This window comes from Okeania sp. SIO2B9, assembly GCF_010672505.1.
Taxonomy (GTDB): Bacteria; Cyanobacteriota; Cyanobacteriia; order Cyanobacteriales; family Microcoleaceae; genus Okeania; species Okeania hirsuta.
The window spans coordinates 1-25598 of the sequence record NZ_JAAHGK010000001.1 but is presented as its reverse complement, the minus strand read 5'-3'; the positions used below and the strand labels follow the sequence as shown (position 1 = coordinate 25598).

The window sequence follows — 25598 nt, the reverse complement described above, 5'->3', positions numbered from 1 at the left end:
TTGTGAATTATGTATTGAAGAGCATGGTGCCCATAACAGTCTACAAAAATTATACGAAGAAATAGACAGTATGGAAATCTGGCGTTCAAACTCAGAAAATTTCTTAAAAGGAGCCAGAAAAATCTTTGTACCTAGTCAAGATATGACTACAAGAATGAGCAAATATTTTCCTGAATTAGAGTTTACATTAAGATATCATCCTGAAGTAAGAAAAACTATTACTCTACACTCTCAAAATGATGATGAATCTAGCATTAAGATAGGTTTAATTGGTGGTATATCAGAAATAAAAGGTCTAAATACTCTTTATGATTGTGCCAGTTATGCTGCCAAAATCAAGAAGGAAATTGAATTTATTGTCATTGGTACAACTGCAAAGAATAATTTATTTGAAAAATTGTCAAATGTTACTATTTATGGCTCTTATAAACAAGAAGAACTAAATGAGTTAATTAGTAAAAGTAAATTAGATTTTGCTGCCTTCTTTAGTACATGGCCAGAAACTTATTGCTATACTCTTAGTGAAGCATTAGAAAATGGTTTATATCCTTTTGCTTTTGATATAGGAGCAGTAGGTGAAAGGGTTCGCAAGCTAGGAGTAGGTTATTTAATTGAGCCAAATGTTAATGTTGCTTCTTTGGTTGAGGCATTATATAGTTTTGCTAGTCAATGTCGTGAGCAAGAAGATACTGTTAATATTGGCAACTATTATTCACAGTCATTCTTGAATAGTTATTATTTGTTCTAAAATAGATATTTATGAAAATTGAAATTACCAAAGAGTTAAAAACTAAACTTAGAGAATATGGAGTAGAAATATTACGTCCAAATACTTTTTTGTTGCCAAATTCCTGTTGGTTTGAACCTCCTTGTAGTGTGAAGTTTGCCAGTATTGAATACTCATTAGATTTAGGTGCTTTTAGTTATCAAGTTAGTGGTTTTTCCTTTGCTACTAGAATAGGTAGATATACATCCATAGGTGAAGATGTACAAATAGGAAGACAGGATCATCCCACTACATGGTTAAGCACAAGTCCCTTCCAATATCTACCAGAAAAATTGTTTGATGTAGGTCATTCTTTTGACGAGTCAACATCATATCATCAATATATTTCTCATTTTGTTGGAAAAGTTCCTGGAACTAAAGTTAAAATAACTAACATAGGTAATGATGTTTGGATAGGTCATGGAGCCTATGTTCGTGCTGGTGTTACTATAGGTAATGGTGCAATTGTTGCCGCTAGAGCTGTTGTTGTTAAAGATGTTCCAGCTTATGCTGTAGTTGCTGGTAACCCTGCTGTTGTGAAAAAATATAGGGTAGATGAAGAATTAATTCCTCGTTTAGAAGCTTTACAGTGGTGGAAGTTTTCTCCTTGGCAGTTGGGAAAAATTGATTTTCAAGATATTAATAAAGCAGTTGACAAAATAGAAGAGTTAAAAAAGTATCAAAAACAATACCGACCCAATAAAGTTTTTTTAGGGACTTTTAAATAGATGAAAATAATTTTTTTACATATACCAAAAACTGCTGGTCAATCAGTCCATCAACTATTAATTGATTTTTTAGGAAAAGACAAAGTTTGTCCTGCTAGGGACAATAATCAATTATTGTCTTACTCAAAGCAAGAAATGGATAAGTACCAGGTATTTTCAGGACATTTTGACTGGTGTATTTTTGATAGCTTACCAGGTCATAAGTTTACTTTTACTGTTTTAAGAGAACCTTGCGATCGTATCTTATCTTTTTATTTCTATCTCAGAAAAGAAGCAAATAAACTTAGTAAAGAAGAGTTAGAAGCAAGTGACAAACAAGGTTTAAAAGCGGCTTTGGTTCTTTCTCCTTATGACTATTTTGTAAATCAAAAAACATCTATTAGAAATTTTATAGACGATCATTGTGATAACTTTTATACTTATTATTTTGCAGGTAGAAGTTATAATGGGCGGTCTAAATTAAAAAATCTTAGCAAAGATAAGATATTGAAAGATACAGAAGATATTCTTAAATTAGCGTTAGAAAATATGTCTACTTTAGATAAAGTATATAATATTAATGATTGGCAAGCTAGACTTAAAAAGGATTTATCAGAAATTACGTCTACAAAAAGTTTTAATTCTCAAAATTACCTAGTTAATCAGAATAAAACTATAGAAGCTAAAGATAGATTAGAAAAATTGAAAGAGTTAGGAGCAGATAAAAATGTTATTCAACAAATAGAACAATTTTGTGAATTGGACAATTTACTGTATAAAAAATTTTTTCCTCCACATTAATCACGTCAAAAGGTAGTTATTATCCTATAAAAATATAGAGTTAATACAAAACTTACTTATTACAAAAGAAAATGAGTTCTTCATTTTACAAAGATGAAAAAGTTGGAGAATACATTATTGAACTATATCAAATTGTTCAACAAAATCCTAATGACCAATCTTATTACGAGTTAGGAGAATCACTAACCCAAGTTAAACGATGGTCAGAAGCGATCGCCTCTTACCAACGCACTCTCGAACTCAACCCCAACTTCCCAGGAATACATCAAAAAATCGGGGATGCTCTACAACAACAAGCAAAAGCAGAAAAAACTAATCTGCTTAACTATTACAAACAGAAAATTCAACAAAACCCAGACGATCTACAAACCTATTATCAAGCATTAGAAATTTCTCCCAATGATGCCGAAATTTACTTGGGGTTAGGAAAAGCGTTTGCCAAAAAAGGATTATTTGACCGCTCTCAACTTGCCTATCAAAAAGTTCTCCAACTGCAACCCAACCATCCCTTAGCAGAGAGTTTTCCATCTACTCAAAATTCCTTAAGTTCCCTAACCCCGTCTCTTCCCCAAACTCCTCAACTAGACCAAGCAAAACAAACTCTTGATACTCTTAATCAAATCACCCTTGATAGCTTCCTCAATACCAACTCTCAACTAAATTTCCCTAAAATTGAAAATCCAGAAATTAGCATCATTATTGTTCTTTATAACCGAGCAGAAATAACTTTAAGCTGCTTATACTCCCTTCTGAGAAACTCCTTTAAATCTTTTGAACTAATATTAGTCGATAACAACTCCACTGATACCACCCGTCAACTGCTACAACAGATAAACGGGGCAAAAATTATCCTCAATCATCAAAATCTGCACTATCTCCTGGGATGTAACCAAGGCAGCAAAATTGCCCAAGGAAACTATCTCCTATTTTTAAATAATGATGCTCAAATTCTCGGCAATAGTATCCCCTCCGCTCTCGAAACCATAAAATCTTCAGATGATATTGGTGCAGTCGGTGGAAAACTAATCCTTCCCGATGGTACTCTCCAAGAAGCGGGAAGTATCATTTGGCAAGATGGTACTTGCTTAGGATATGGACGCGGAAACTCACCCACTGCACCAGAATATCAATTTAAACGTACTGTTGATTATTGTTCCGCAGCTTTTCTCTTAACTCGACGGGATTTATTTTTACAATTAGGAGGATTTGATGAAGATTATCAACCAGCTTATTTTGAGGAAACTGACTATTGTGTGCGACTGCAAAAATTAGGGAAAAAAATTATTTACGACCCCAATGTAAATATTCTCCATTATGAGTTTGCTAGTTCCAGTAATACAGGTTCCAGCAAACAGGCGATCGCTCTGATGGAAAAAAATCAAAAGATATTTCAACAAAAACACAAAGACTGGTTTTCGTCTCAATATTCTACTGAACTGAAGAATTTAATATTTGCTCGAACTCAAGCTAGAGAAAAACCAAAACACATATTATTTATTGATGATAGAATTCCTCATCCTTGGTTAGGTTCGGGTTATACCCGCAGTCATTCTATTCTCTGTAGTCTTGTTAAATTAGGCTATTTTGTCACCCTTTATCCAGGAGACCTCAGTCATCTCGAAGATTGGTCAACTATTTATTGTAATATTCCCCAAACTGTTGAAGTTATGCGGGGATATGGGTTAATTATGTTAGAAGATTTTTTAAAAGAACGCAAAGGATATTATGATTTAGTTTTGATTAGTCGTCCCCATAATATTAAACATTTAAACTCTATTTTAGCTAAAGAAAATATTCTCAAATCAGCCAAAATTATTTATGATGCTGAAGCAATATTTAGTATTCGAGACTATGAATATAAACGTTTAAATCAAATTACTTTTACTGAAATAGAACGTCAAACAGCCATTAAAGAAGAAATTAAGCTAGCTAAAAATAGCCATCATATTATTACTGTTTCCTCCCAAGAACAACAACAATTTCTTTCACAAGGTTATACTAATGTCAGTTTATTAGGTCATTCTCTATCAATTAATCCTACTCCTAAAACTTTTGCAGAAAGAGAAAATTTACTGTTTGTGGGTTCAATATATGAAAAAAAATCTCCTAATGCTGATTCTATTTTATGGCTAACTTCGGAAATATTTCCGATGATTCAAGAGCAACTTGGTTTAACAGTAGAATTGATAATTATTGGGAATAATACTGTAGAAGAAATTGAACAAAAAGTAAATAGTTTAAACAACCCATCAATCAAAGTATTAGGAAAAGTAGATGATTTAACACCATTTTATAATCAGGCCAGATTATTTGTAGCTCCCACTCGATATGCAGCAGGAATTCCTCATAAAGTACATGAAGCAGCAGCTTATGGTTTACCTATTGTGACTACATCTTTAATTGCTCAACAGTTAGGATGGAAAAATGAAACAGAATTATTAGTTGGTGATAATAATGTAGATTTTGCTCAACAATGTATCAAACTTTATCAAGATTCAGCTTTGTGGAATAAACTTAGAAAAAATGCCATGAAGCGAGTTGAAACTGAATGTTCTCCTCAAGTTTTTTCAGAAACTTTAAAGTCTATCTTAAAATCTTTGGAAAATTAGATACGGGTAACTATTGGTCAATAGTTTTCAGCTAAAAAGGGATATCCATGAGCTTAATTAAAGTCAAAAGATATCCCTTTTTATATCAAATTAGACTACACTACAGTGTCTGAAAAAACTCCTATCAAGTATTCATCTTCCGCATTTCCTAACCCATAAACTAAATATCGATCTGGTGTGCCATCAGTATCATAATTCATCAAGAATTTATCGTCACGTCGCAAGGCAATTTCATCTATACCATCGCCATCCCAGTCACCTGAGAGATATTGGTCTTCTCCTGCACCAGTGCCATAAGGTAGATAGCGGTCTGTTGTACCATCACTGTCATCATCTAAGAACATTACGTTTCCACGTCGCAAGGCAATTTCATCTATACCATCGCCATCCCAGTCACCTGAGAGATATTGGTCTTCTCCTGCACCAGTGCCATAAGGTAGATAGCGGTCTGTTGTACCATCACTGTCATCATCTAAGAAAAAATTTACGCATAAATACTTGCTCTGATGATGACTCAATCACGGCAGCTATAATTTTCTTCTAAAATTCTGTCTCCTGTTTTCCCCTCCTGGGAGGGGGAGGGGCGAGGGGTGGGTTGTCTCCTGAGGACTCCTAACTTAACCATTCTATGGCTGTTTAACCGGATTTAATATTAGGTATACTTATAGCAGCTACCTTCTCTTTTTTTCTAACAATTCAGTCCAGTAGACGGACAGGCGATCGCTATTTCTGAGTTCAACAATTAATAATTAATAATTAATAATTAATAATTAATTATTACCTCTTCTTTTCAAGGAGAGGATTGACTAATAATGAAAATTTTTCTTTATTATCCCCTTAAAAGGGGAGGCGCATACCCACAATTTTTCGGTAAGAGAGCGACAAAACTCTCCAAAGAATCAATTAAAACTACAGTATTGTTTTCTAGTAGGGGTGAAACTGTGATATTAAGTTTACCCCTCAATTTTATCAATCAAAACAAACCAATATTCAATTCACAGCAACCAACTTCATTGCCAAAATTTTATTAATAGTATCTTCAACAGCTTTATCTGGGGTTGAAGCGCCAGAAGTCACACCCACAACTACCTCACCTTCAGGTAACCAACCTTCAGATATTTTTACCTCACTTCCTAAAGGTTTATGTTCAATTCTATTCCCAGATAAAATTCTGTTAGCACCATCAATATGATAGGAAGGAATGCCATTTTCTATTGCCATTTCCTGTAAATGAGTCGTATTAGAAGAATTAAAGCCTCCTATTACTACCATTAAATCTAACTTTTCATCAAATAAACCTGCCATTGCATCTTGTCTTTCTTGAGTCGCATCGCAGATAGTATTAAAATTTTGATAATGCTCATTTAATTTATCTGGTCCGTACTTTTTCATCATTGTTCGTTCTAGCAACTTTCCTATTTGCTCAGTTTCACTTTTCAGCATAGTAGTCTGATTAGCAATACCAATTTGTTCTAAATCTAAATCTGGATCGAAACCTTCAGAATAAGCATTTTTAAACTTATCTATAAATTCATCACGGTTGCCACCATTAAGAATATAATTACAGATATATTCTGCCTGCGATTTATTCAGAACTATCAAATATTTATCAGCAAAAGAGCTAGTAGCTATAGTTTCTGCATGACTATATTTACCGTGAATAATAGAAGTAAATTTTTTCTTTTTGTGTTTTTCAACACTGTTCCAAACTTTAGAAACCCAAGGGCAAGTAGTATCAACAATTTGACAATTTTTCTCCTTTAATATTTGCATTTCCTGAATACTTGCACCAAAAGCAGGTAATATTACAACATCATTATCTCCAACTACAGAAAAATCTTTTTTACCATCAATTACAGGGATAAATTTAACTTTCATATCCCTCATATCTTGATTAACAGAAGGATTATGAATTAGTTCATAAGTAATCCAAATTTGTTGGTTAGGAAAATGTTGACGAGTTTCATAAGCTATTGCTACTGACCTTTCAACACCCCAACAAAAACCAAAAGCTTTTGCGAGTTTGATAGTAACATCCCCTTTTTGTAGGGTATAATCATTATCTCTAATTTGTTGGATTAAGTTACTTTGATAAACAGACTGCATAACTGTGGCAACTTCTTCCCCATGACCAAACCCTTTGCGGTTATAATTCTCAGATTTTTTTAGTGCTCTGGTAAAAGCTTTTGTATCCATGATTATTTTCAACCCTTGATAAATCTCTTTTATCTTATAGCAATTAGTACTTATAGCGTTACGGGTAGGGAGCAAGAACTAGGAAAGAGGAAGCAGGAATGATAGAGAAAAAAATGTTTTGATCTCTAATTAAGCAGACATGGTATAAATTACACATAAACTGGTAAGTCGATGGGCAGAAATAAATATAATATGTTCCTAGTTTAGGAGATTTTATAACTACCTAATACCTGAAATAAAATTGGTATGATTTTCTGAATATTCCACATTCCACATATGAGTATAATCAAGTATTACAAAAACTGGTGAACCGCTAATTATTTCTATCAAATTCAAAAAAAATAGTTACCGAAAAATTCAGTTTAAAGCTTCCCCATTTTAGGGGGTAATTTGTGTTTTGATATAAAAAGTGGAAAGTTATTCAAGCACTTTGAGAACTAAAATTATGGAGTTTTGCATAAAAAGGCTTATGTTATAGAAAAACTCTTTACCTAAAATTTATGGCCTAAAATCTCCCCTTTTAAGGGTATAAAAAGCGGTCGATATTCGGAGCTTCCTGTAGGGTGGGATGGCTAGGAAACCTGCTCTTGCAGAGCCACTCCGCTAACGCCATATCCAATCGACCAAGAGAAAGAATATTTCAGATTTCAAGCCTCTTATTTCAGCTAGATTTACTGATAACTTATAACTGATAACTGAAATTACTTATACCAACTCTCAAAAGTAATGCTTTACTTAAGTAAAACTTCAGTTATTAAATAATTAATACAGACAAAATCCATTTTTGCTAATTAGCAGCTCAGTTAATATTAATTATTTTTATGTTTACTCTGTAGGAACGTTGCATGCAACGTCCCTACTCCCCCACTCAATAAAATGTAGAAAAGTTTTTGAGAAATGGTATTACATAGAATCCGGTTATACAGTATATGTTTATAATTCTATCCACACTTCAATATTAAATCTCCCCCTAACCCCATATTCCCATCCTGGGAGGGGTTATATCATGTTCGGACGGGTCAGTTATATTGAAGAAGGAGACAGGAGACAGGAGACAGGAGACAGGAGGAAAATTACATGGGGATTCTAACCCCAAGTAATTTTGAACACCTTGTAGACGGTGGGGTATTAAACCCACAAAGAAAATGATAAAATTGAAGGACTCCGGGTATCAACAGTACCAAACAAATACTTAAATTATCAATACTATTCTCGAATATTTGTTCTTTTTCTCCAATATTTCCTCCTGACTCGGTCCTCCAGACTCCTGACTCCTCACAACAGTCATTTATAAGTATTCAACCGAACATGATATTAGGGGTTGGTCCCCATATCCCCACCCCCAAATATATGATAAGTATTCAACCGGATTTGATATTACTGGGGTTCTTCTAATCTCATTTTGCTATACATTTGGATCGCCGTACTCCAAATTTGATAACCATTATCATTTAGATGCAGACCATCGGTACTAAGATCCCCTCGGAGAAAACCTTGAGAGTCTGTAAATAGTGGGTGAAGATTTAAAAAAAATGCTCCTTCATCATCAGCTAACGCTTTTAGGCTACGATTTATTCTTCTGATGCGACTATTAGGTAGTTGTAAAAGATAATCGCGACCTTCCCAGATAGCCGCCTCTCCACTATGGGGTAAAATAGATTGGATAACTATTTGACTCCCAGGATGAATGTATCGTAATTCGTTAATAATTCTTCTTTGATTTGCTAAAATCGCCCAATCGCTTTCTCCATGAATTAAATCATTAATACCAATCATCACAAAAATTGTTTCTGGCCTCGTACTATCAAATAAATAAAGTCGCTTCAATAGGCCAGACGAAGTTTCTCCAGAAATTCCTTGATTTAACCAGGTTCTATCTCTAGGGAGAAGTTGCGATGGAAACCAAAGACTCAAAGAATCTCCCACCATAACAGTTAGACGATCAGGACGATTTTTAGCTGCAGCGATCGCCTCTCGCTGTAACTGTTCTACCCATTGTGCATAAGTCCATTTATGGTTTCTGCCAATAGCCAGAAGCTCTTTCCTCGCTTCCCCAAATAGTGGACTTGGTCTATTAGTTCTAATCCTATCAGTAGCATAGTTGATTGTAGCATTTGCTTGAGGCTCTTCTGACAATTTGTAGTCATTCATAACTAAAGTGGCCACTGTTAATAACAGTAGCCCGTTAGCAGCTAAAGAACACCAAGCCCAAGTTGGAACATTTTTAGATAAAGTAAACACCGTAGCTGAATTAAATTAGTCTCCGATACTGAAGTAACTGATTTATGGCTATGGCTATTTTACCTAGAATTTTCCCATTAGTGTTTTTGCACTATGCCAGTACCAAGGGCATCAGGTTCCTTCATAAACCCTGTATAAGCTTCCATACCATGTTCAGCAATATCCAAGCCTTCAAATTCTTGTTCTCCATGGACACGAATACCTGTAGTAGCTTTCAAAGCCAGCCAGAAGATAGTACTCATAATCACTGTAAACAATCCTACAGAGATAATACCTATGGCCTGAGTCAAAATATTAGCATCTTCAACGAAAATACCAACAGCTAAAGTACCCCAGATTCCACAGACTAAGTGAACTGATGTGGCACCTACTGGGTCATCAACTTTCAACTGGTCAAACAAAGGTACAGAAAACACAACAATGATGCCAGCAACAGCACCGATAATTACTGCCTCTAAATAAGATACGCCATTACAACCTGCTGTAATACCTACCAGTCCAGCTAAAACGCCGTTAATAATCATTGAAAGGTCTGGCTTACCATCTTTCAACCAAGATGTAATAGTTGCGGTAGCTCCCCCTGCTGCTGCTGCTAAATTTGTAGTTACGGCGATATAGGCCACATTTTCGTTTGCTGCTAGTTCTGAACCAGGGTTAAAGCCAAACCAGCCGATCCACAGAATTAAACAGCCCAAGGTAGCAAAACCCATATTATGACCAGGAATAGCTCTCGGTTGGTCATCCTCATCATATTTGCCCATTCTTGGCCCTAAAATATATGCTCCGACCAGTGCTGCCCAACCACCCACTGAGTGGACTGCTGTTGAACCGGCAAAATCACCGAAGCCCATTTCAGCTAGCCAACCACCACCCCAGATCCAATGTCCGGTAATGGGGTATGAAATACCTGTGATTAACAAGCTAAAGAATAAAAAGGCACTAAATTCAATCCTTTCAGCTACAGCGCCAGAAACAATGGTGGCTGCCGTAGCGGCAAAAGCTGCTTGGAATAGAAAAAATACAGGCAATGGTAAACCAGAAGGAAATGGGTCTAGTCCGTAGCTAGTAGCTTCCCCAGTTAGGAAAAAACCACCCCCACCAATGAAGGGATGGTCCCCAGCAAACATTATGGAAAATCCTATAGACCAATAAACTAATGTAGCTAAGGCAAATACAATTAGGTTTTTTGCTAAAATATTAACTGCATTTTTATGACGACAAAAACCTGTTTCTAACATTCCGAAACCAGCATTCATAAAAATCACAAATATTGAAGCTACCAAAATCCATATTGAGTCTAATACCCCTTTGACATACTCTGGGGTTAATTCTTGGTCTTGAGCTGTGGCAGCTCCTGCCCATAACGCAATAATTATGAATACTAGGGGTATGCAGGCTAATGTCGCAGGGGAAAACCATCTTGTCCGATCTAACCTGTTTATCAGTGCTGTCGGTTCTAAGAAACTGCTATATCTTGCTGATAATAACTGTTTCTTTTTTGTTCTATTGTTCTTGAACTTTACTTTAGATTTCATTGTGAGAACTAATTAATAGTTTACAAGTGAAAATAGCGCATCAATTCTTGTATAGATTTTCTGTATCTCTTGCTACTTTTATTTGATTTAGTAGCAATAGCTGTTTGAGTCTTTTCACAAAAGTCTCTGCCTGTAACAATACCAATTATTTGTCAGATTTTTGCTCTCAAATGTTTGCAATTTAATTAAATTTGTGTTAAATATTCCTGGTACCCCATTTCCTCTAATTTAGTTTGTTTGTCCATTACTGATTCAGCTAGGGTCTGACGATATTTTTGGACTCGTTCTAATAATTCTGGTTGGTGGGATGCTAATATTTGAATTGCTAATAAACCAGCATTTTTAGCATTGCCGATCGCTACTGTGGCTACTGGTATTCCTCTTGGCATTTGTACTATAGAGTATAGGGAGTCTATACCTTGTAATGTTCTGGTTTGTACAGGGACACCAATTACCGGTAGTGGCGTTAAAGATGCGACCATCCCTGGTAAATGTGCTGCACCACCCGCTCCGGCAATTATGACTTTTAATCCTCTTTGATGGGCAGTTTGGGCATATTCAAACATTCTCTGGGGCGTGCGGTGGGCAGAGACAATGGCGACTTCTGAGGGGACTTCAAATTCTTCACAGATAGCGATCGCTTCTTTCATTGTGGGCAAGTCTGAGTCACTGCCCATAATAATTCCGATGATTGGGTTCATATTTATAGGAGTTTTCATTAAAAATACAGAGATTTTAGCTTAAAGGCAGAAGGCAGAGGGCAGAGGGCAAAAGTTTTGTAGTCTACCTTTGTGAAAAGAAAATTTTTATAATATCATCAGGACTTACGCAAAGGCACTATGTATAGAGTATGATAACTATTGTCCAATAGTTGTGAGCGCTATATATAGCATATCTGCGTAAGTCCTAATCATGTCCGGATAATTAGCGATCAAAAAACTTTCTCCTTTTCCTCCTCTTCTTTCTTTCCTCCTGACTCCTGACTCCTAACTCCTAACTCCTGACTCCTGACTCCTGACTCTTTCATCGTTATTCCCAGAAACCAGATTTTTTTAATCATGTTTAGAGGCTTTTCCTAATCCTAAACTACTTAATATAAATAACCCGAATAATATCGACGGTTCAGGAACTGCTTCAATGCGATTAAAGGTTATAGGTGTGCCAAATAACAGATTACCATTACCATCAAAAATACTATCTAAAGAGTCAATACTATTAGGCTGAATAACAATATCAGAAACAACTGTACCTCCAGGAAAAGTCGTTGAACAACCTTCAGGGTCGTTAGTCCCTACATAGGTATTAGAAACAAAAGAAAGGTTGACTTCACAGTTAAAATCATCTAAATTTGTAGCATTAATAAACTATTCATATTCAGGGCGATCGCATAAACCAAATAAAGAAGTTTCGTTGAGGAAACGATTAATACTAATAGTAACTTGAGAGTCATTATTACTAAAAAAAGAATACAAGCGCACCCGAAAAGGAAATCCTCCTGTTGTTTGTTCTAAATAAACAGTTTCTGTATTTTCCATCAGGTCACTGCCAATAAGTTTAACCGGACAATTTGACATTGTAATCTGAGGAATCATAGGATTATCAGCAACCTGTTTAGTATTATCAAATAAGCCAGTGAACCATTGTGATACCTGCTCCACTTGAAATAAAATGGGAGGCATCATAGTTGCAGCATGACTTTTTTGAGCAAATGTCACACTTAAAAGTAGAGTGCTTAGAGTACAAAATTTAAGTTGATTTATCTGCATTTTTCTACACTTCTTTTCATCAAAAATATCTTATTAAATTGCCACCTAGTTTAACACAGATTCTAATATTTTCCTAACTCTAATTTTTCTTGAAATTTTAACTTAAGTAGGTGAGCATAAATAAACGTAATATTAAAGGGCGGGTTTTTAGAACTCGACCGTACTGAAGTCAAAGCTTTTGGTTAAACCCGCCCCTAAACTTTTTTGAACATTTAATTTAGAACTACCTACTTAAGCTCGTGAATTTAACTACTAGAATTATTAACGCTAAAGTCCCTGGTGATCAAAATCTACAGCAGATTTTAATCGACTCTACTGGCAATATTAAACAAATTATCCCTCAAACAGAAGAACTTTTACATACCTCATCTGCCACTATTGATGTTCAACAAGATTGGGTTTCTCTCGGTGGGTTTGATTTACAAATTAATGGTGCTTTAGGTTTAGCTTTTCCGGAAGTAGATGCAAATTCTACTACTAAAATACAGGAGATTTGTCAGTATTTATGGCAACAAGGAATAGATGCTTTTTTGCCCACTATTGTCACAACTTCTATAGATAATATTCAGCGATCGCTCCAAATCTTCCACAATTTGGCCTCACAACCTCAAGACCCAGAAATGGCAAAAATTTGGGGTGTTCATTTAGAAGGTCCTTTTCTCAATCCAGAAAAGCGAGGCGCTCATCCATTAGAATATTTACTACCATTAACGCTCAAAAATGTCAAAGAAGTTTTGGGAGAGTATGCTGAGATAGTTAAAATCATTACTTTAGCTCCAGAATTAGACTCCACAGAAACAGTTATTCCCTATTTAAAAAATCTAGGAATTACAGTTAGTTTAGGGCATTCTCAAGCCACAGCAAATGAAGCAGAAAAAGCTTTTAAACTTGGAGCTTCAATGGTGACTCATGCTTTTAATGCGATGCCGAGTTTACATCATCGAAAACCAGGTTTATTAGGGGCAGCAATTACAAATTCGGATGTTATGTGTGGTTTAATTGCTGATGGTCAGCACGTCTGTTCAACAATGATAGAAATTTTGTTGAAAGCGAGTCAATATCAACAGGGAATATTTTTGGTTAGTGATGCTTTATCACCCTTGGGATTACCTGATGGAATTTATCCTTGGGATACTAGAGAAATAGAAGTTAAAAATGGTACGGCAAGATTAAAAGATGGAACTTTATCAGGAACAACTTTACCTTTATTAGTTGGGGTTAATAATTTGGTGAAGTGGGGAATTTGTGATATTGAGACGGGAATTTATTTGGCGACTATTGCACCCCGGAAGGCGTTAGGAATAGATAGTGAAATTATTGGTAAGTCTGGGAAAAATTTATTGAGATGGAGGGTAACGAAGTCAGAAGTCAGAAGTCAGAAGTCAGAAGTTATTTTTGTAACGAGGATTTGAGTTGGCAGAGAATATTTAGAGTTTGCTGAAAAAAGCAAAATGTGGGAAGTGTGGGGAGGGTGGGAAGACCGAGAAAGTAGTCGGAAGAATTGTTCGGGAGATTTTTCTGTTCCGGAATACTTTTGGAACGGGATGCTACCCAAGGGCAAACCACAGTGCCTCAAAAAAAAATCTGCTGAAAAATTTGGCAAGACAGATAAAGTCGGAATAATTGTTCGGGAGATTTTTCTGTTCCGGAATACTTTTGGAACGAGATGCTACCCAAAGGCAAACCACAGTGCCTCAAAAAAAATCTGCTGAAAAATTTGGCAAGACAGATAAAGTCGGAATAATTGTTCGGGAGATTTTTTTGTTCCGCAATACTTTTAGAACCAGATGCCAACCAAAGACAAACCATAGTCCCTCAAAAAAAATCTGCTGAAAAATTTGGCAAGACAGATAAAGCCGGAATAATTGTTCGGGAAATTTTTCTGTTCCGAAATACTTTTTAAAACTCAGACAAAGCAATATTTTCCCTCTTCCCTCTTCCCTCTTCCCTATTTCTTCCTGAAGTAATCGGAAGAATTGTTCGGGAAATTTTTTTGTTCCGCAATACTTTTGGAACGAGATGCCAACCAAAGGCAAACCATAGTCCCTCAAAAAAAATCTGCTGAAAAATTTGGCAAGACAGATAAAGTCGGAATAATTGTTCGGGAGATTTTTCTATTCCGGAATACTTTTAGAACCAGATGCCACCCAAAGGCAAACCAGAGCATCTCAAAAAAAATCTGCTGAAAGCTATCTGTAGTAGACTGACACAGCTAAAACTGTGCAATAGATTTGTGTCTTTATCTCCCCTACTCCCCTACTCCCCCACTCCCCCACTTCCCCACTCCCTAATGCACCATTTAAGGTGTGTCAGTCCAGTAGGGGGCGCAATTCGGAGCTTTGCCTTAGCAAATGCCATTCGCCCCTACTAGATATGGCGCTTGGTGCGTAAGCCTTGTTAGACAAAGCAATATTTTTCTTCTTCCCTCTTCCCTCTTCCCTCTTCCCTCTTCCTTCTTCCTTCTTCCCTCTTCCTTCTCAATTACAATTTAACGCCACATTCAGGACAGAAATTATGAGTAACACTATTTTGTGCCCCACAATTACTACAAGTAATGAACTCCACAGCTTGTTCAAGTTGCTTACGAATAGGTAAACCAACCATTTGAGCATTATTCTTACCAGGCGCTATCATTGGATAACAATTCTCATCCTTAGTCACACGAACATCCATCAATACAGGTCCATCGTGAGCCAGCATTTGAGCGATCGCCTCTTTCAGCTCCTCCCGACAAGAAATCATCATACCTTTAATTCCATAAGCCTGAGCCAACATCACAAAATCAGGCATTCCCACCTCCATATTAGAAGAAGAATAGCGCTCACCAAAAAATGCCTCTTGCCATTGACGCACCATACCCTGCCAGCCATTATTAATAATTACAGTTTTAACATTAATGCCATACTGTGCCAGAGTCCCCAACTCCTGAATATTCATTTGAATACTCGCATCACCAGCAATACAAATCACCTCCCGGTTTGGCAGTGCCACCTTTGCCCCCATAGCAGCAGGCATCCCATAACCCATAGTCCCCAAACCTGCACTAGAGATCCATTGCCGAGGCCCATTTTTCAGAAATTGAGCAGCCCACATTTGATGCTGACCAACATCAGTTGTATAGTAAGCATCTGGAGCCATTTTGCCGATTTCGTTAATTACCTCTTGGGGTGAAATACTATCTGAATGTTGGGGGGCAACTAAAGGATAATCTTGTTTCCAGCGATTAATCTTTTCTAACCAAGGCTGAGTTTGATCGGGATTAACTAAATCTCCTGTTTCTCGACAACGACGCAGCAAGTCTATCAAAACTTGGCGTACATCCCCAACAATAGGAACATCAGGAGTCCGGTTTTTACCTACTTCTGCCGGGTCAATATCAATATGAATTACTTTCGCATGACAAGCAAATTCGTCTAACTTTCCAGTTACCCGGTCATCAAAACGGGAACCAACAGCAATTAATAAGTCGCACTCACTCACCGCAAAATTAGCATAGGCAGTACCATGCATTCCTAACATTCCTACTGATAGGGGATGATGTTCGTTAAAAGCACCTTTACCCATCAAAGTAGTAGTTGCAGGAATATTAAAATGTTCTGCTAATTCTTGAATTTCTGCATGAGCATCTGCGGAGATGGCACCACCACCTATATATAGTAAAGGACGGCGTGCCTCTAGCATCAAATTTACTGCTTGGTTAATTTGCCGGGGGTTGCCTTTGACAGTAGGACGGTATCCAGGTAGTTTGATGGAACCTGGTTCTACGGGTTCATAGTCAAATTCTTCCAAACCTACATCTTTGGGAATGTCAATCAAGACTGGGCCAGGACGACCTGTACTAGCAATATGGAATGCCTCAGCAATAATTCCGGCCATATCCCTTGGGTCTCGGACAACATAAGAATGTTTAACAACTGGTAGAGTAATGCCATAAATGTCTGTTTCTTGAAAGGCATCAGTACCAATCATTTTTCGGCCGACTTGGCCTGTAACTACTACCATAGGAATTGAGTCCATGTGAGCAGTAGCTATGCCTGTTACTAAATTTGTGGCTCCGGGACCTGATGTAGCAAAGCATACACCTACTTTACCAGTGGCACGGGCATATCCATCGGCGGCATGAGCAGCTCCTTGTTCGTGTCTGACTAGAATATGCTCTAGGTCTCCTGCTGCTTCTGAACGGTAGAGTTCGTCGTAAATTGGTAATATTGCACCCCCGGGATAGCCAAATATGTGTTTGACTCCATGACGCTTGAGACTATCCATTAGTGCAAAAGCACCCGTTGCTCGTTTTAGGGTAACTTTAGTTTGTAATTGCACAGGCAATTCCTCTCTAGATACTATTATGTATAGTTAAAAGTATAATTTTAATCAAAAATGAGATGTAATAAAAAGTCTTTTTTTACATAATTTATAAAAAACTTTAAGATTTTCTAACAAGAGTAATTTTTTCGGTATTTTTAAGATTTTAGAAGCCTACTCAAAAAACTGCTGAGTAAATGTATTTTTCTTAATAAATGAAGGCAGAGGGAAGAGGGCAGAAGCGGTCAGACCCCGCGTCGGCGTCAGACGCAAGGGAATGCTGACCAAGAGAGGAGCAATTGGATGGAGTTTCTGACCCCAACAAGCTTGTAGGCAACGCGAGTGACGATGGGGTTTTATACCCTTGTTCCCTTCGGTCACGGGCAGACAGATGGCAGGAGGAACAATTCCCTTCTGCCTTCTGCCTCCTGCCCTCTGCCTTTCCTGATAAGGCCCACTTGGCGACGATCTGAAAAGATGTCATCCTGATAAACGAGTAAACTTAAAAATTAAGTGTAAGGAGTGAATAACTTGAAAAAAGTAGAAGCTATTATTCGGCCTTTTAAGCTGGACGAGGTTAAAATTGCTCTCGTTAATGCTGGTATCGTGGGTATGACTGTTTCTGAAGTCAGAGGTTTTGGGCGTCAGAAGGGTCAAACTGAAAGGTATCGTGGTTCTGAGTATACGGTTGAGTTTTTGCAGAAACTCAAGGTTGAAATTGTAGTTGAAGAAGACCAGGTGGATATGGTTGTTGAAAAAATTATTTCTGCCTCCCGTACTGGTGAGATCGGTGACGGTAAGATTTTCATTGCTCCAGTAGATAGAATTGTGAGAATTAGGACTGGGGAAAGTAATATAGAAGCAATCTAGTTTTAGAGAGAGGTTTTTTCGTGTTAGGTGATAGGTAGTTAGAAGTTACTTTGAGACTTCTGGCAAAGAAAAATTTATGATTTTTGTCTTGTCATTTATTTGATTTTCAATTTGCTTAAGAGGTCTAATAATTGAAGTGTCAAAACTTTTTTATACCTCAAAACCTAACATTTAACGTCTAGCTTTTGTTAGACCTTCTAAAAACATTTATTGTAGTTATAGCTGTAGGTTGAATTGAGGGAAAGTAACTGAAACAAATGTGGTTTTTTTTGTTGAGTATTACTGCCGTTTTTCCAACCTACGGTATATTAATAAATACCAACATCAATGCCAAATTCTTTACTTATTTCCTTCAGAGGAGCAGCATAATTTTCCAATATTTTCACTCTCTGCTCATCGGTAATCCGAACAGGTGCATATACAATTTTTGGTGCCAATACATCAAAATCAACAAACTGAAACATTCCTCTATGAATAGGTCGTAGAATTCCATTAATATCGCCGTTGAAACCTCCCTTAATATAGATATCTTCCATACCACCTGTGGTCAACGACAATAACGCCCGTTTTCCCTGAAAAACTCCTGTTTCATATATTCGACCGCCGCCATAAACGCGCCCCATAGCAAAAACACGGTCAACCCACCCTTTGAAAACTGCGGGTAAACCAAACCACTACAACGGAAATTGCCAAATCATTAGGTCACACCACTCAATTTTCTCTATTTCTGAGTCTATATCTTCGGCAAAACTATTCATTTCAGTGGCATATTTTTCTTCAAGTTGTAGTTTGAGATAATTTGGATCTTTGACAGTTTTAAAATTTTGTCTGCTGGAAACAGGATTAAAATTCATTTCATGTAAATCTGAAGTTTTTACCTCATTCCCTGCATCTACTAAAACTTCACAAACTTGACGAAACATTGCACCGTTAAAACTCTGGGGTTCAGGATGCCAATACACAATTAATACTTTCATCTTTTGGTTTTTCTATCCTGAGAATATTTTGAAAATTATTAGCTTTTTAGTTTATCTCAGGGAATAGGGAACAGGGAACAGGGAACAGTGGGAAAAACATTGCCTAGTCTAAGATTCATAATTAGCAAGTCCTAACTGCTCTGGCTATTGCTATACATTCAATCACCTATATATAGATGGCTAGTCGGAAAATTCCTAACCATATTTGTAGGCAGTCTGGAGTTAGGATAAATATCTAAATTAGAGAGATAAAACCTGTTGTACTTATAGCTAGTTTATGAGCTAGTTTATGAAATTTTCCACATTTTTGATGGCTATCCAAATTGTTCCTAAACCTATAGCTAATTAAAATAAAATTGTAATACTAATTATTTATTATCTCGTTTTTTTGATTCTGTGAAAAATTAAATTTTTTTATCTTTTTCCTTTGGGTTTAATATCCCGCACCTCATGAGCGGTGTTTACAATTGCTTGGGGTTTGAGTCTCCATCCACTTTTTCCTTCTTCCTTCTTAGTGAAATGACCTTTTACTATTGCTGGAATTTTTGGATCGAGCTACAGGGTAAAAGCAAAGAAAATATAAATATTCCTTCAAAATATATCATAAGTATAATTAATTAAGGATAAACTAGGGAAAAATTTGTTCTCCAAATGTTGATTTCTATAAGCATTCATTTTTCAAAACTGAATAAAATAATAAAAATGTAATTTTGAGTTAATTTGAATTGAAAGCTTTATATCTGATACAGTTGCTAGTGAGAATAGTCAAGTTAACGAAGTCAGAAGTTAGAAGTCAGAAGTTACTTTTTTAACAGGGATTTGAGCTTCGCTCCAAAAATATTTTGCCAATCAAGGCGGGGTTTTAGACCGATATTATTTTGATAAATATGAAAATACAGAAGAATCAAGAATATAGCTATCAAGTAGGTAATTATTTAGCATTAGAACATCCCACTTATGTTAGACGCTCGGTAGATAAAGAGTTATTTAATGCTTTGAAGAAAGGTGAATATTGTTATGTATTAAGTTCTCCACAAACGGGAAAATCAAGTTTAAAAATTAGAACAATACAACTGTTGCAAGCAGAAAATATTATCTGTATTGCTTTAGATATGACTAGAGTTAATAATAAACTTTTGACTCTAGAAGAATGGTATGAGCAAATAATTTTGACTTTAGAGAATACTTTTTTATTTCCTCGGCATTTCCCGGAATTATGGTGGGAAGAAATGGCAGATTTACCTGCGGATGAAAGATTATTTATTTTTATTGAAGAGGTATTGTTAGTTAATACTCAAAATGAGAAGATAGTAATTTTTATAGATGAAGTTAATGATGATAGTGTTGTTAATTCGGGCTTTAGTAGTTTAGGGGTATTAATTGATTATTGTCTTGAGGAAAGAACAAATAATCCAAAATTTCAACGCTTAACATTTGCTTTGTTAGGAAAAACTATACCCGATAATTTAATAGATAGATGTAGATTTATTGAACTTAATAGTTTCAAAAAAGAAGAAGTAGCTCATTTAGTACAGCCATTTAAAGGCATAGTTAAACAGCCACTACAAGTTATAGAAAAAATATTATATTGGTCGGGTGGACAACCATTTTTAACGCAAAAACTGTGTCAAATAGCGATTGACTATCTGGGAGAAAGAAGAGGAGAAGAAAATTATAATGAGATAGCTTTAATAGAAGATTTAGTAAAAATTTGTGTTATAGAAAACTGGGATTCACAAGACTAGCCAATTCATTTCAATAAAGTACAAAATCTTTTGCTGAAGAATATACAGAAATCTACCAGTCATTTAGAAATATATCAACAAATATTAAAACATGGTAGATTAAGACCGCCTGGTCAAGATAATCAAAAATTTAAAAATGATGCGATCGCTAATAATAGATGGGAAATTAAAGAATTATTGAGGTCTGGTGTAGCGAAAATCAATAATGGTTTTTTAGAAGTATACAGTCCGATATATGCAGAAATTTTTAATCAAGAATGGGTACAACAATATTTACCAACAGTAACTAATTCTGCTCCTCAAACTAATCCTCAAATATTAGAATTAAATGACCGGGAAAAAATATCTCTAATGATACCTGATTTCTCTAATATTGAAGTTAAAGAAACTAATCAAATAAATAATAATGGCTTGATTAAGCCAGAGGATATACCAGTACAAAAAAATCAGAATCACACCGAAGAAGGAAGAAGGAAGAAGGAAGAAGGAAGGAAGAAAAAGTTGTTGGGGTTTGAGTCCCTATCCAATTTTAAACACCCTGTAGATGGCGGGGTATTAAACTCAAAAGAAAAAGATAATAAAAATAATAATTCAAATGAAATTCAGGTTCAGCCACAACATGAATTAGGAGAAATAACAGCACAAAAAAATCAGAATAATCCCAATAATATTCCGCTTCAGCCACAACAGAAACAACAGGAAATACCAGTACAAAAAAATCTGGATCACAGGGAAGAAGGAAGAAGGAAGAAGGAAGAAGGAAGGAAGAAAAAGTGGTTGGAATTTGAGTCCTCATCCAATTTTAAACACACTATAGACGGAGGGGTATTAAACCCAAAAGAAAAAGATAATAAAAATAATAATTCCAATGAAATTCAGGTTCAGCCACAACAGGAATTAGGGGAAATAGCAGCAAATAAAATTCAAAATAATTCCAACAATATTCAACTTCAGTCACAACAGAAACAAGCAGATAAACCAGCAAAAAAAGTTAATAACAAAGTTCAGAAAAAACAGATAATTCGGAAAAAAGTCAAAACATCTTCAAATCAGCAGAATAAACTCAAACTAGGAGCGGCGGGTTTAGTTATAGTATCAATAACAGCAATGACAGTAGTTGGTTGGGCAAGTAAACTTTTTAAAGATACACAAAACCAACTTCAAAGAACAGAATATCAACTAGAAAAAGCACAGTATGAACTTCAAGAAGCACAAGAAGGTACAAAACTAGAACACAAAGGAATTAGTGCTTTAAGAAAATTTGAAATTGCAGAAATAGAAGCATTACTATCAGCAATGCAAGTTGGAAAAGAACTAAAAGAATTAGTTGGAGGCGATCGCCCACTTCAATATTATCCAGCTACAAGTCCCATATTTGCCTTACAACAAATACTCAACAATATTCACGAGAAAAATCAAATTCCCAACGTCAAAAAAATTACCATGAGTCCTGATGGCCAACTACTCGCCACAGTTAACAATGATGGTACAGCCAAAATCCTCAAATACTCAGGTCAGTCTGTAGCTCAATTAAGAGGACATCAGGGCAAAGTTTCTCACATTAAATTTTCACCAGAAGGAAACATTCTAGCTACAGCAGGAGATGATAGTACAGTTAGAATCTGGGATTTTCTGGGTAAGCAGCAAGTAGAACTAAAAGGCCATGAAGGTCAAATTTGGCAAATTACTTTCAGTCCTGATGGTAAATATATAGCTACAGCAGGAGAAGATGGCACTGCAAGAATTTGGAATATATCAGGCAAGAAAATAGCGACTCTCAAAAAACATCAAGGTCGAATCTTAGATGTCACATTTAGCCCTGATGGTAAATATATAGCTACTGCTGGATGGGATGGGACTGCGAGAATTTGGAATCGATCCGGAAGACAGTTGGCCAGACTCAGGGGGCATAAAGGTAGCGTCGAAAAAGTAATATTTAGTACAGATGGTCAACGTTTAGCCACTGCTGGATGGGATGGCACAATTAGGGTTTGGCGACGTAGTTCCGGTAAACTACTAACCAAACTTAAGGGAGGTGAAGGCGGGATCTGGAATGTTAGCTTTAGTCCGGATGGCAAAAGTTTGGCTACAGCAGGAGAAGATGGATCAGTCGCGATCTGGGATACTTCAGGCCAAGTATTATCAAAACTTCCTGGACATCAAGGAATTGTCACCAGTGTTAGTTTTAGTCCAGATGGTGAACGTTTAGCTACAGCAGGTAGTGACGGCAGTGTGAAAATTTGGAACAATAATGGTAATTTGTTAGCCAATCTTAGAGGACATCAAGGCAGGGTTTGGGAAGTTAACTTTAACGCTGATGGACAACGACTATTAACTTTAGGAGAGGATGGTACGGGTAGAATTTGGGAACTAGAAGGTAATTATGAGACAACACTCAAGGGAAACTCCGATATTTTTGGGTCAGTAAGTTTTAGTTCTAATAGTCAGAAATTAGCAACAGCAGCAGTTGATGGTACTGCCCGTATTTGGGATATTTCGGGAAAACCTTTAGCTCAATTCAATGGATATCTGGGAATGTTTGGAGATATGAGTTTTAGTCCTGATGGTCAACGTCTAGCTACTGCGGGAGATAGTGGTCAGGGGAGAATTTGGAAGATTTCAGGAGAAGAGTTGATAGAGCTAAAAGGTAAAAAGGGGAGAGCAAAGCAAATTGGTTTTAGCCCAGATGGGCAACGTTTAGCAACGGTGGGAGAAGATGGTGTTGCCCGCATCTGGAATAATTCTGGTCAACAGTTGGCTGAGTCAAAAGGGCATAATGGTCGTGTGTTGGATGTGGTTTTTAGTCCAGACGGACAATATATTGGTACTGCTGGAGAGGATGGTATTGCCAAAATCTGGGATAGTTCTTTTCAGCTTGTGTCAGAATTGAAAATTCTTTCAAGTTGGGTCGAGAGTATGGCTTTTAGTCCATCTGGAAAGTACATAGTGACGGGAGATAGCAATGGGGTAGTCAAAATTTGGGATTTTTCGGGGAATCAAATTGCTGATCTGAAGGGCAATATAGGTAGTGTGAATAATTTGACTTTTAGTGCTGATGGGGAACAGGTGGCTAGTATGGGCAAAGATGGAATGGTAAGAATTTGGGATATTACTGGACGTCAATTAGCTCAATTTGAGAATGCTAAGGCTTTAAGTTTGGATGGTAAATATGTGGCAACTTTGGTGGATAATAATTTACAGTTGTGGCGCGTGAAAGGATTGAATGATTTGTTGAAAGGTTCTTGTGATTGGCTTCAAAATTATTTTATTACTCATCCCAAGGTGAAGGAAGATTTAGAAATTTGTGAGTAGTTTAATCAGTTATCAGTTATCAGTATTCAATTTCTAATTGAGCATTTTAGACTGAAAACCAGACACTTTTTTCGACCCCAAAAAGGTACTTGTCTTTATATATCAATGCTTTTAGATTTCATTAGGGCTTGCTGATTAAATATCAAAGCATTGACAGATATTGGTTTGAAGAATTTGAGGAACTGCTGAAATATCAGCTTTTCGGTGGATGGAGTGGAAAAAGTGAGGATTTTTTTGTAATGACGAGAGAAAAACTCAGGGGCAATGATGAACGACTACCTCTTGTACAACTCCCCGTTCATCCGCTCCTCTTAACTACTCCCTACTCCCTACCCTAACAAAAAGACTTTTGAGCGCAAACCCTAATTAGCAAGCCTTAATTATCCCAAAATAGTATTAGTATTACTCAAGATTTTAATTTGTTAGAAGTTTCTGTCTTTTCCCTACCTCTCCTACTCCCTTACCGAATAATTAAGGTTTAAAGCCTTTCCTTGAAAAAAGAAACAAGCAGTCGTTAGGGGAAATTATTAATTATTAATTGTTGAATATATTTAGGATAAAAATATGACTAATGATAGACCTCTTTTCAGTATAGAAAAAGGCTGGGAAGTTGTTCAGCGCGAGGCCAACTCATTGCACGTTGTAGTAGTTGGAAAAATCAAAGGATTTCTCGATCCAGAGGTTTTGAGGCGATCGCTGTTATTAGTTCAACTTCGGCATCCTCTATTAAATTCTCATATTGTCGGACCTTTGGATAACTTAATGTTTAAAACTGAAGGTACAGAGAAAATACCTTTAGAGGTTATTTTGAATCCTGAATCTGAATATTGGCAAACTATTTTTGTGAATGAGTTAAACACAAAGTTTGAAAACAAAAAAGTCTTGCTAAGAGCTACTCTGATTAAATCAAGTGAAGACAGTACAACTAATTATTTGATTACCAGAATTCATCATTCAATCACAGATGCTATTTCTGCTGTTCATTTATATTCAGAGATTTTGAGTTTTTGTCAAAAAATTGTATCAGATAGCCAAATTCCTGAAGTTGATAAATTAACACCCCCTCCCTCTATGGAAGAAATAATTAATGATTACACCATAGAAAATAATGCAGAATTATCAACATCAAATCAACCAATAGATACCCTTCCTTTTGAAAAATATGTACCTCATCAACAACGTACCTGTGGATTTATTCAAAAACAATTAAATCCCAGTTTGACTCAAAAACTTATTCAACGTTGTAAACAAGAAAAAGTTACTGTTCAAGGAGCTATTTGTTCGGCAATGATGTTGGCATTAGCTAAACATTTAGAACCAAAAGATAAAGACTTTTATTTTAGTTGTGTTTCCGCTGTAGACATGAGAAGAAAAGTAAATTATCCTATTGGTGATGAACACATGGCTGTCTTAATTTCTTCTTTAAATTCTTTTTACATAGTTAATGAGAAAATGTCATTTTGGGATTTGGCAAAACAAGCTACAGAACAAATTAAAGCAAGATTAAAAACACCGGAAATTTACAATAATGTTTTTTCTTTGTGTCAATCTTTAGAATACTGTTTAGAGAATCCTGAAAAAACTCTTAGTTCTATAATAGTCTCTAATATTGGCAAAGTGAAAATTCAATCTGACTATGGTCAGTTTGAGTTAGAAGAAATTAGTTTTGGTGCATCAATAACTATTTTGGGTAGCGTTTTTGATGTTAGTGTTTCAACTTTTCAAGACAAAATAACTTTTAACTTTGTATACACTCAACCTTTAATTAGTC

General features: G+C 36.1%; 19 protein-coding genes and 2 pseudogenes. 11 read left to right on the top strand and 10 right to left on the bottom strand.

What is annotated here, in order from left to right; genetic code table 11:
• From F6K13_RS00100 to F6K13_RS00085, 4 genes are all read left to right on the top strand, one after another.
• Positions 1-748: glycosyltransferase (locus F6K13_RS00100; protein WP_287286626.1), on the top strand; the 748-nt coding region annotated here is incomplete at its 5' end.
• Positions 749-759: 11 nt separating this feature from the next.
• On the top strand, positions 760-1494 hold the full coding sequence (locus F6K13_RS00095; protein ID WP_205127426.1) for a CatB-related O-acetyltransferase: 735 nt from the start codon (positions 760-762) through the stop codon (positions 1492-1494).
• The gene (locus F6K13_RS00090) at positions 1495-2274 is read left to right on the top strand and encodes a sulfotransferase family 2 domain-containing protein (protein ID WP_124145747.1); all 780 of its coding nucleotides are present in this window, start codon (positions 1495-1497) and stop codon (positions 2272-2274) included. It begins immediately after the preceding gene.
• A 71-nt stretch (positions 2275-2345) separates the two neighbouring features.
• Positions 2346-4883 (top strand): glycosyltransferase, encoded by a 2538-nt coding sequence (locus tag F6K13_RS00085; protein ID WP_124154304.1) that lies wholly within the window; start codon positions 2346-2348, stop codon positions 4881-4883.
• A 95-nt stretch (positions 4884-4978) separates the two neighbouring features.
• Here F6K13_RS00085 and F6K13_RS00080 read toward each other — a convergent pair whose 3' ends face one another.
• A complete protein-coding gene (locus F6K13_RS00080; RefSeq protein ID WP_287286623.1) occupies positions 4979-5401 on the bottom strand; it encodes a hypothetical protein in 423 nt (140 codons plus the stop codon).
• 472 nt (positions 5402-5873) lie between these two features.
• Positions 5874-7079 (bottom strand): 4-hydroxy-3-methylbut-2-enyl diphosphate reductase, encoded by a 1206-nt coding sequence (locus F6K13_RS00075; RefSeq protein ID WP_124145911.1) that lies wholly within the window; start codon positions 7077-7079, stop codon positions 5874-5876.
• 784 nt (positions 7080-7863) lie between these two features.
• On the opposite strand from F6K13_RS00075, the gene F6K13_RS00070 reads away from it, so the two are divergent.
• Entirely contained in the window at positions 7864-8169 is a 306-nt protein-coding gene (locus tag F6K13_RS00070) for a hypothetical protein (protein ID WP_124145912.1), read from the top strand.
• 287 nt (positions 8170-8456) lie between these two features.
• Here F6K13_RS00070 and F6K13_RS00065 read toward each other — a convergent pair whose 3' ends face one another.
• The 6 genes and pseudogenes from F6K13_RS00065 to F6K13_RS00045 form a co-directional block, all read right to left on the bottom strand.
• A complete protein-coding gene (locus F6K13_RS00065) occupies positions 8457-9320 on the bottom strand; it encodes an SGNH/GDSL hydrolase family protein (protein ID WP_240039061.1) in 864 nt (287 codons plus the stop codon).
• 77 nt (positions 9321-9397) lie between these two features.
• Positions 9398-10855 (bottom strand): ammonium transporter, encoded by a 1458-nt coding sequence (locus F6K13_RS00060; RefSeq protein ID WP_124145913.1) that lies wholly within the window; start codon positions 10853-10855, stop codon positions 9398-9400.
• Positions 10856-11040: 185 nt separating this feature from the next.
• Positions 11041-11574 (bottom strand): 5-(carboxyamino)imidazole ribonucleotide mutase, encoded by a 534-nt coding sequence (gene purE, locus F6K13_RS00055; RefSeq protein ID WP_375339375.1) that lies wholly within the window; start codon positions 11572-11574, stop codon positions 11041-11043.
• 212 nt (positions 11575-11786) lie between these two features.
• Positions 11787-11915 (bottom strand): hypothetical protein, encoded by a 129-nt coding sequence (locus F6K13_RS00050; protein ID WP_275670404.1) that lies wholly within the window; start codon positions 11913-11915, stop codon positions 11787-11789.
• Positions 11908-11994 (bottom strand): PEP-CTERM sorting domain-containing protein, encoded by an 87-nt coding sequence (locus F6K13_RS34790; protein ID WP_353735623.1) that lies wholly within the window; start codon positions 11992-11994, stop codon positions 11908-11910. Before F6K13_RS34790 ends, F6K13_RS00050 begins: the two co-directional genes overlap by 8 nt.
• Before the next feature lie 30 nt (positions 11995-12024).
• Positions 12025-12534, bottom strand: a pseudogene (locus F6K13_RS00045) (chromophore lyase CpcT/CpeT); the annotation flags it as partial.
• A gap of 326 nt (positions 12535-12860) precedes the next feature.
• On the opposite strand from F6K13_RS00045, the gene nagA reads away from it, so the two are divergent.
• Both nagA and F6K13_RS00035 read left to right on the top strand, forming a co-directional pair.
• Positions 12861-14033, top strand: a complete 1173-nt coding sequence (nagA, locus tag F6K13_RS00040; RefSeq protein WP_124145916.1) for an N-acetylglucosamine-6-phosphate deacetylase — start codon at positions 12861-12863, stop codon at positions 14031-14033.
• 39 nt (positions 14034-14072) lie between these two features.
• The gene (locus tag F6K13_RS00035; RefSeq protein WP_124154563.1) at positions 14073-14333 is read left to right on the top strand and encodes a hypothetical protein; all 261 of its coding nucleotides are present in this window, start codon (positions 14073-14075) and stop codon (positions 14331-14333) included.
• Positions 14334-15102: 769 nt separating this feature from the next.
• On the opposite strand, the gene ilvB is transcribed toward F6K13_RS00035, so the two are convergent.
• The gene (gene ilvB / locus F6K13_RS00030) at positions 15103-16941 is read right to left on the bottom strand and encodes a biosynthetic-type acetolactate synthase large subunit (RefSeq protein ID WP_124145917.1); all 1839 of its coding nucleotides are present in this window, start codon (positions 16939-16941) and stop codon (positions 15103-15105) included.
• 513 nt (positions 16942-17454) lie between these two features.
• On the opposite strand from ilvB, the gene F6K13_RS00025 reads away from it, so the two are divergent.
• Positions 17455-17793 (top strand): P-II family nitrogen regulator, encoded by a 339-nt coding sequence (locus F6K13_RS00025; RefSeq protein ID WP_124145918.1) that lies wholly within the window; start codon positions 17455-17457, stop codon positions 17791-17793.
• A 308-nt stretch (positions 17794-18101) separates the two neighbouring features.
• Here the strand turns inward: F6K13_RS00025 and F6K13_RS00020 are convergent.
• Positions 18102-18770: pseudogene (locus tag F6K13_RS00020) on the bottom strand (NAD(P)H-dependent oxidoreductase).
• 887 nt (positions 18771-19657) lie between these two features.
• Between F6K13_RS00020 and F6K13_RS00015 the strand changes: the two are divergent.
• The 3 genes from F6K13_RS00015 to F6K13_RS00005 all read left to right on the top strand — a co-directional run.
• On the top strand, positions 19658-20515 hold the full coding sequence (locus F6K13_RS00015; protein ID WP_287286622.1) for an AAA-like domain-containing protein: 858 nt from the start codon (positions 19658-19660) through the stop codon (positions 20513-20515).
• Positions 20516-20545: 30 nt separating this feature from the next.
• On the top strand, positions 20546-23827 hold the full coding sequence (locus F6K13_RS00010) for a WD40 repeat domain-containing protein (RefSeq protein WP_287286621.1): 3282 nt from the start codon (positions 20546-20548) through the stop codon (positions 23825-23827).
• Positions 23828-24391: 564 nt separating this feature from the next.
• The coding region (locus F6K13_RS00005; protein ID WP_287286619.1) for a condensation domain-containing protein at positions 24392-25598 on the top strand (1207 nt) is incomplete at its 3' end.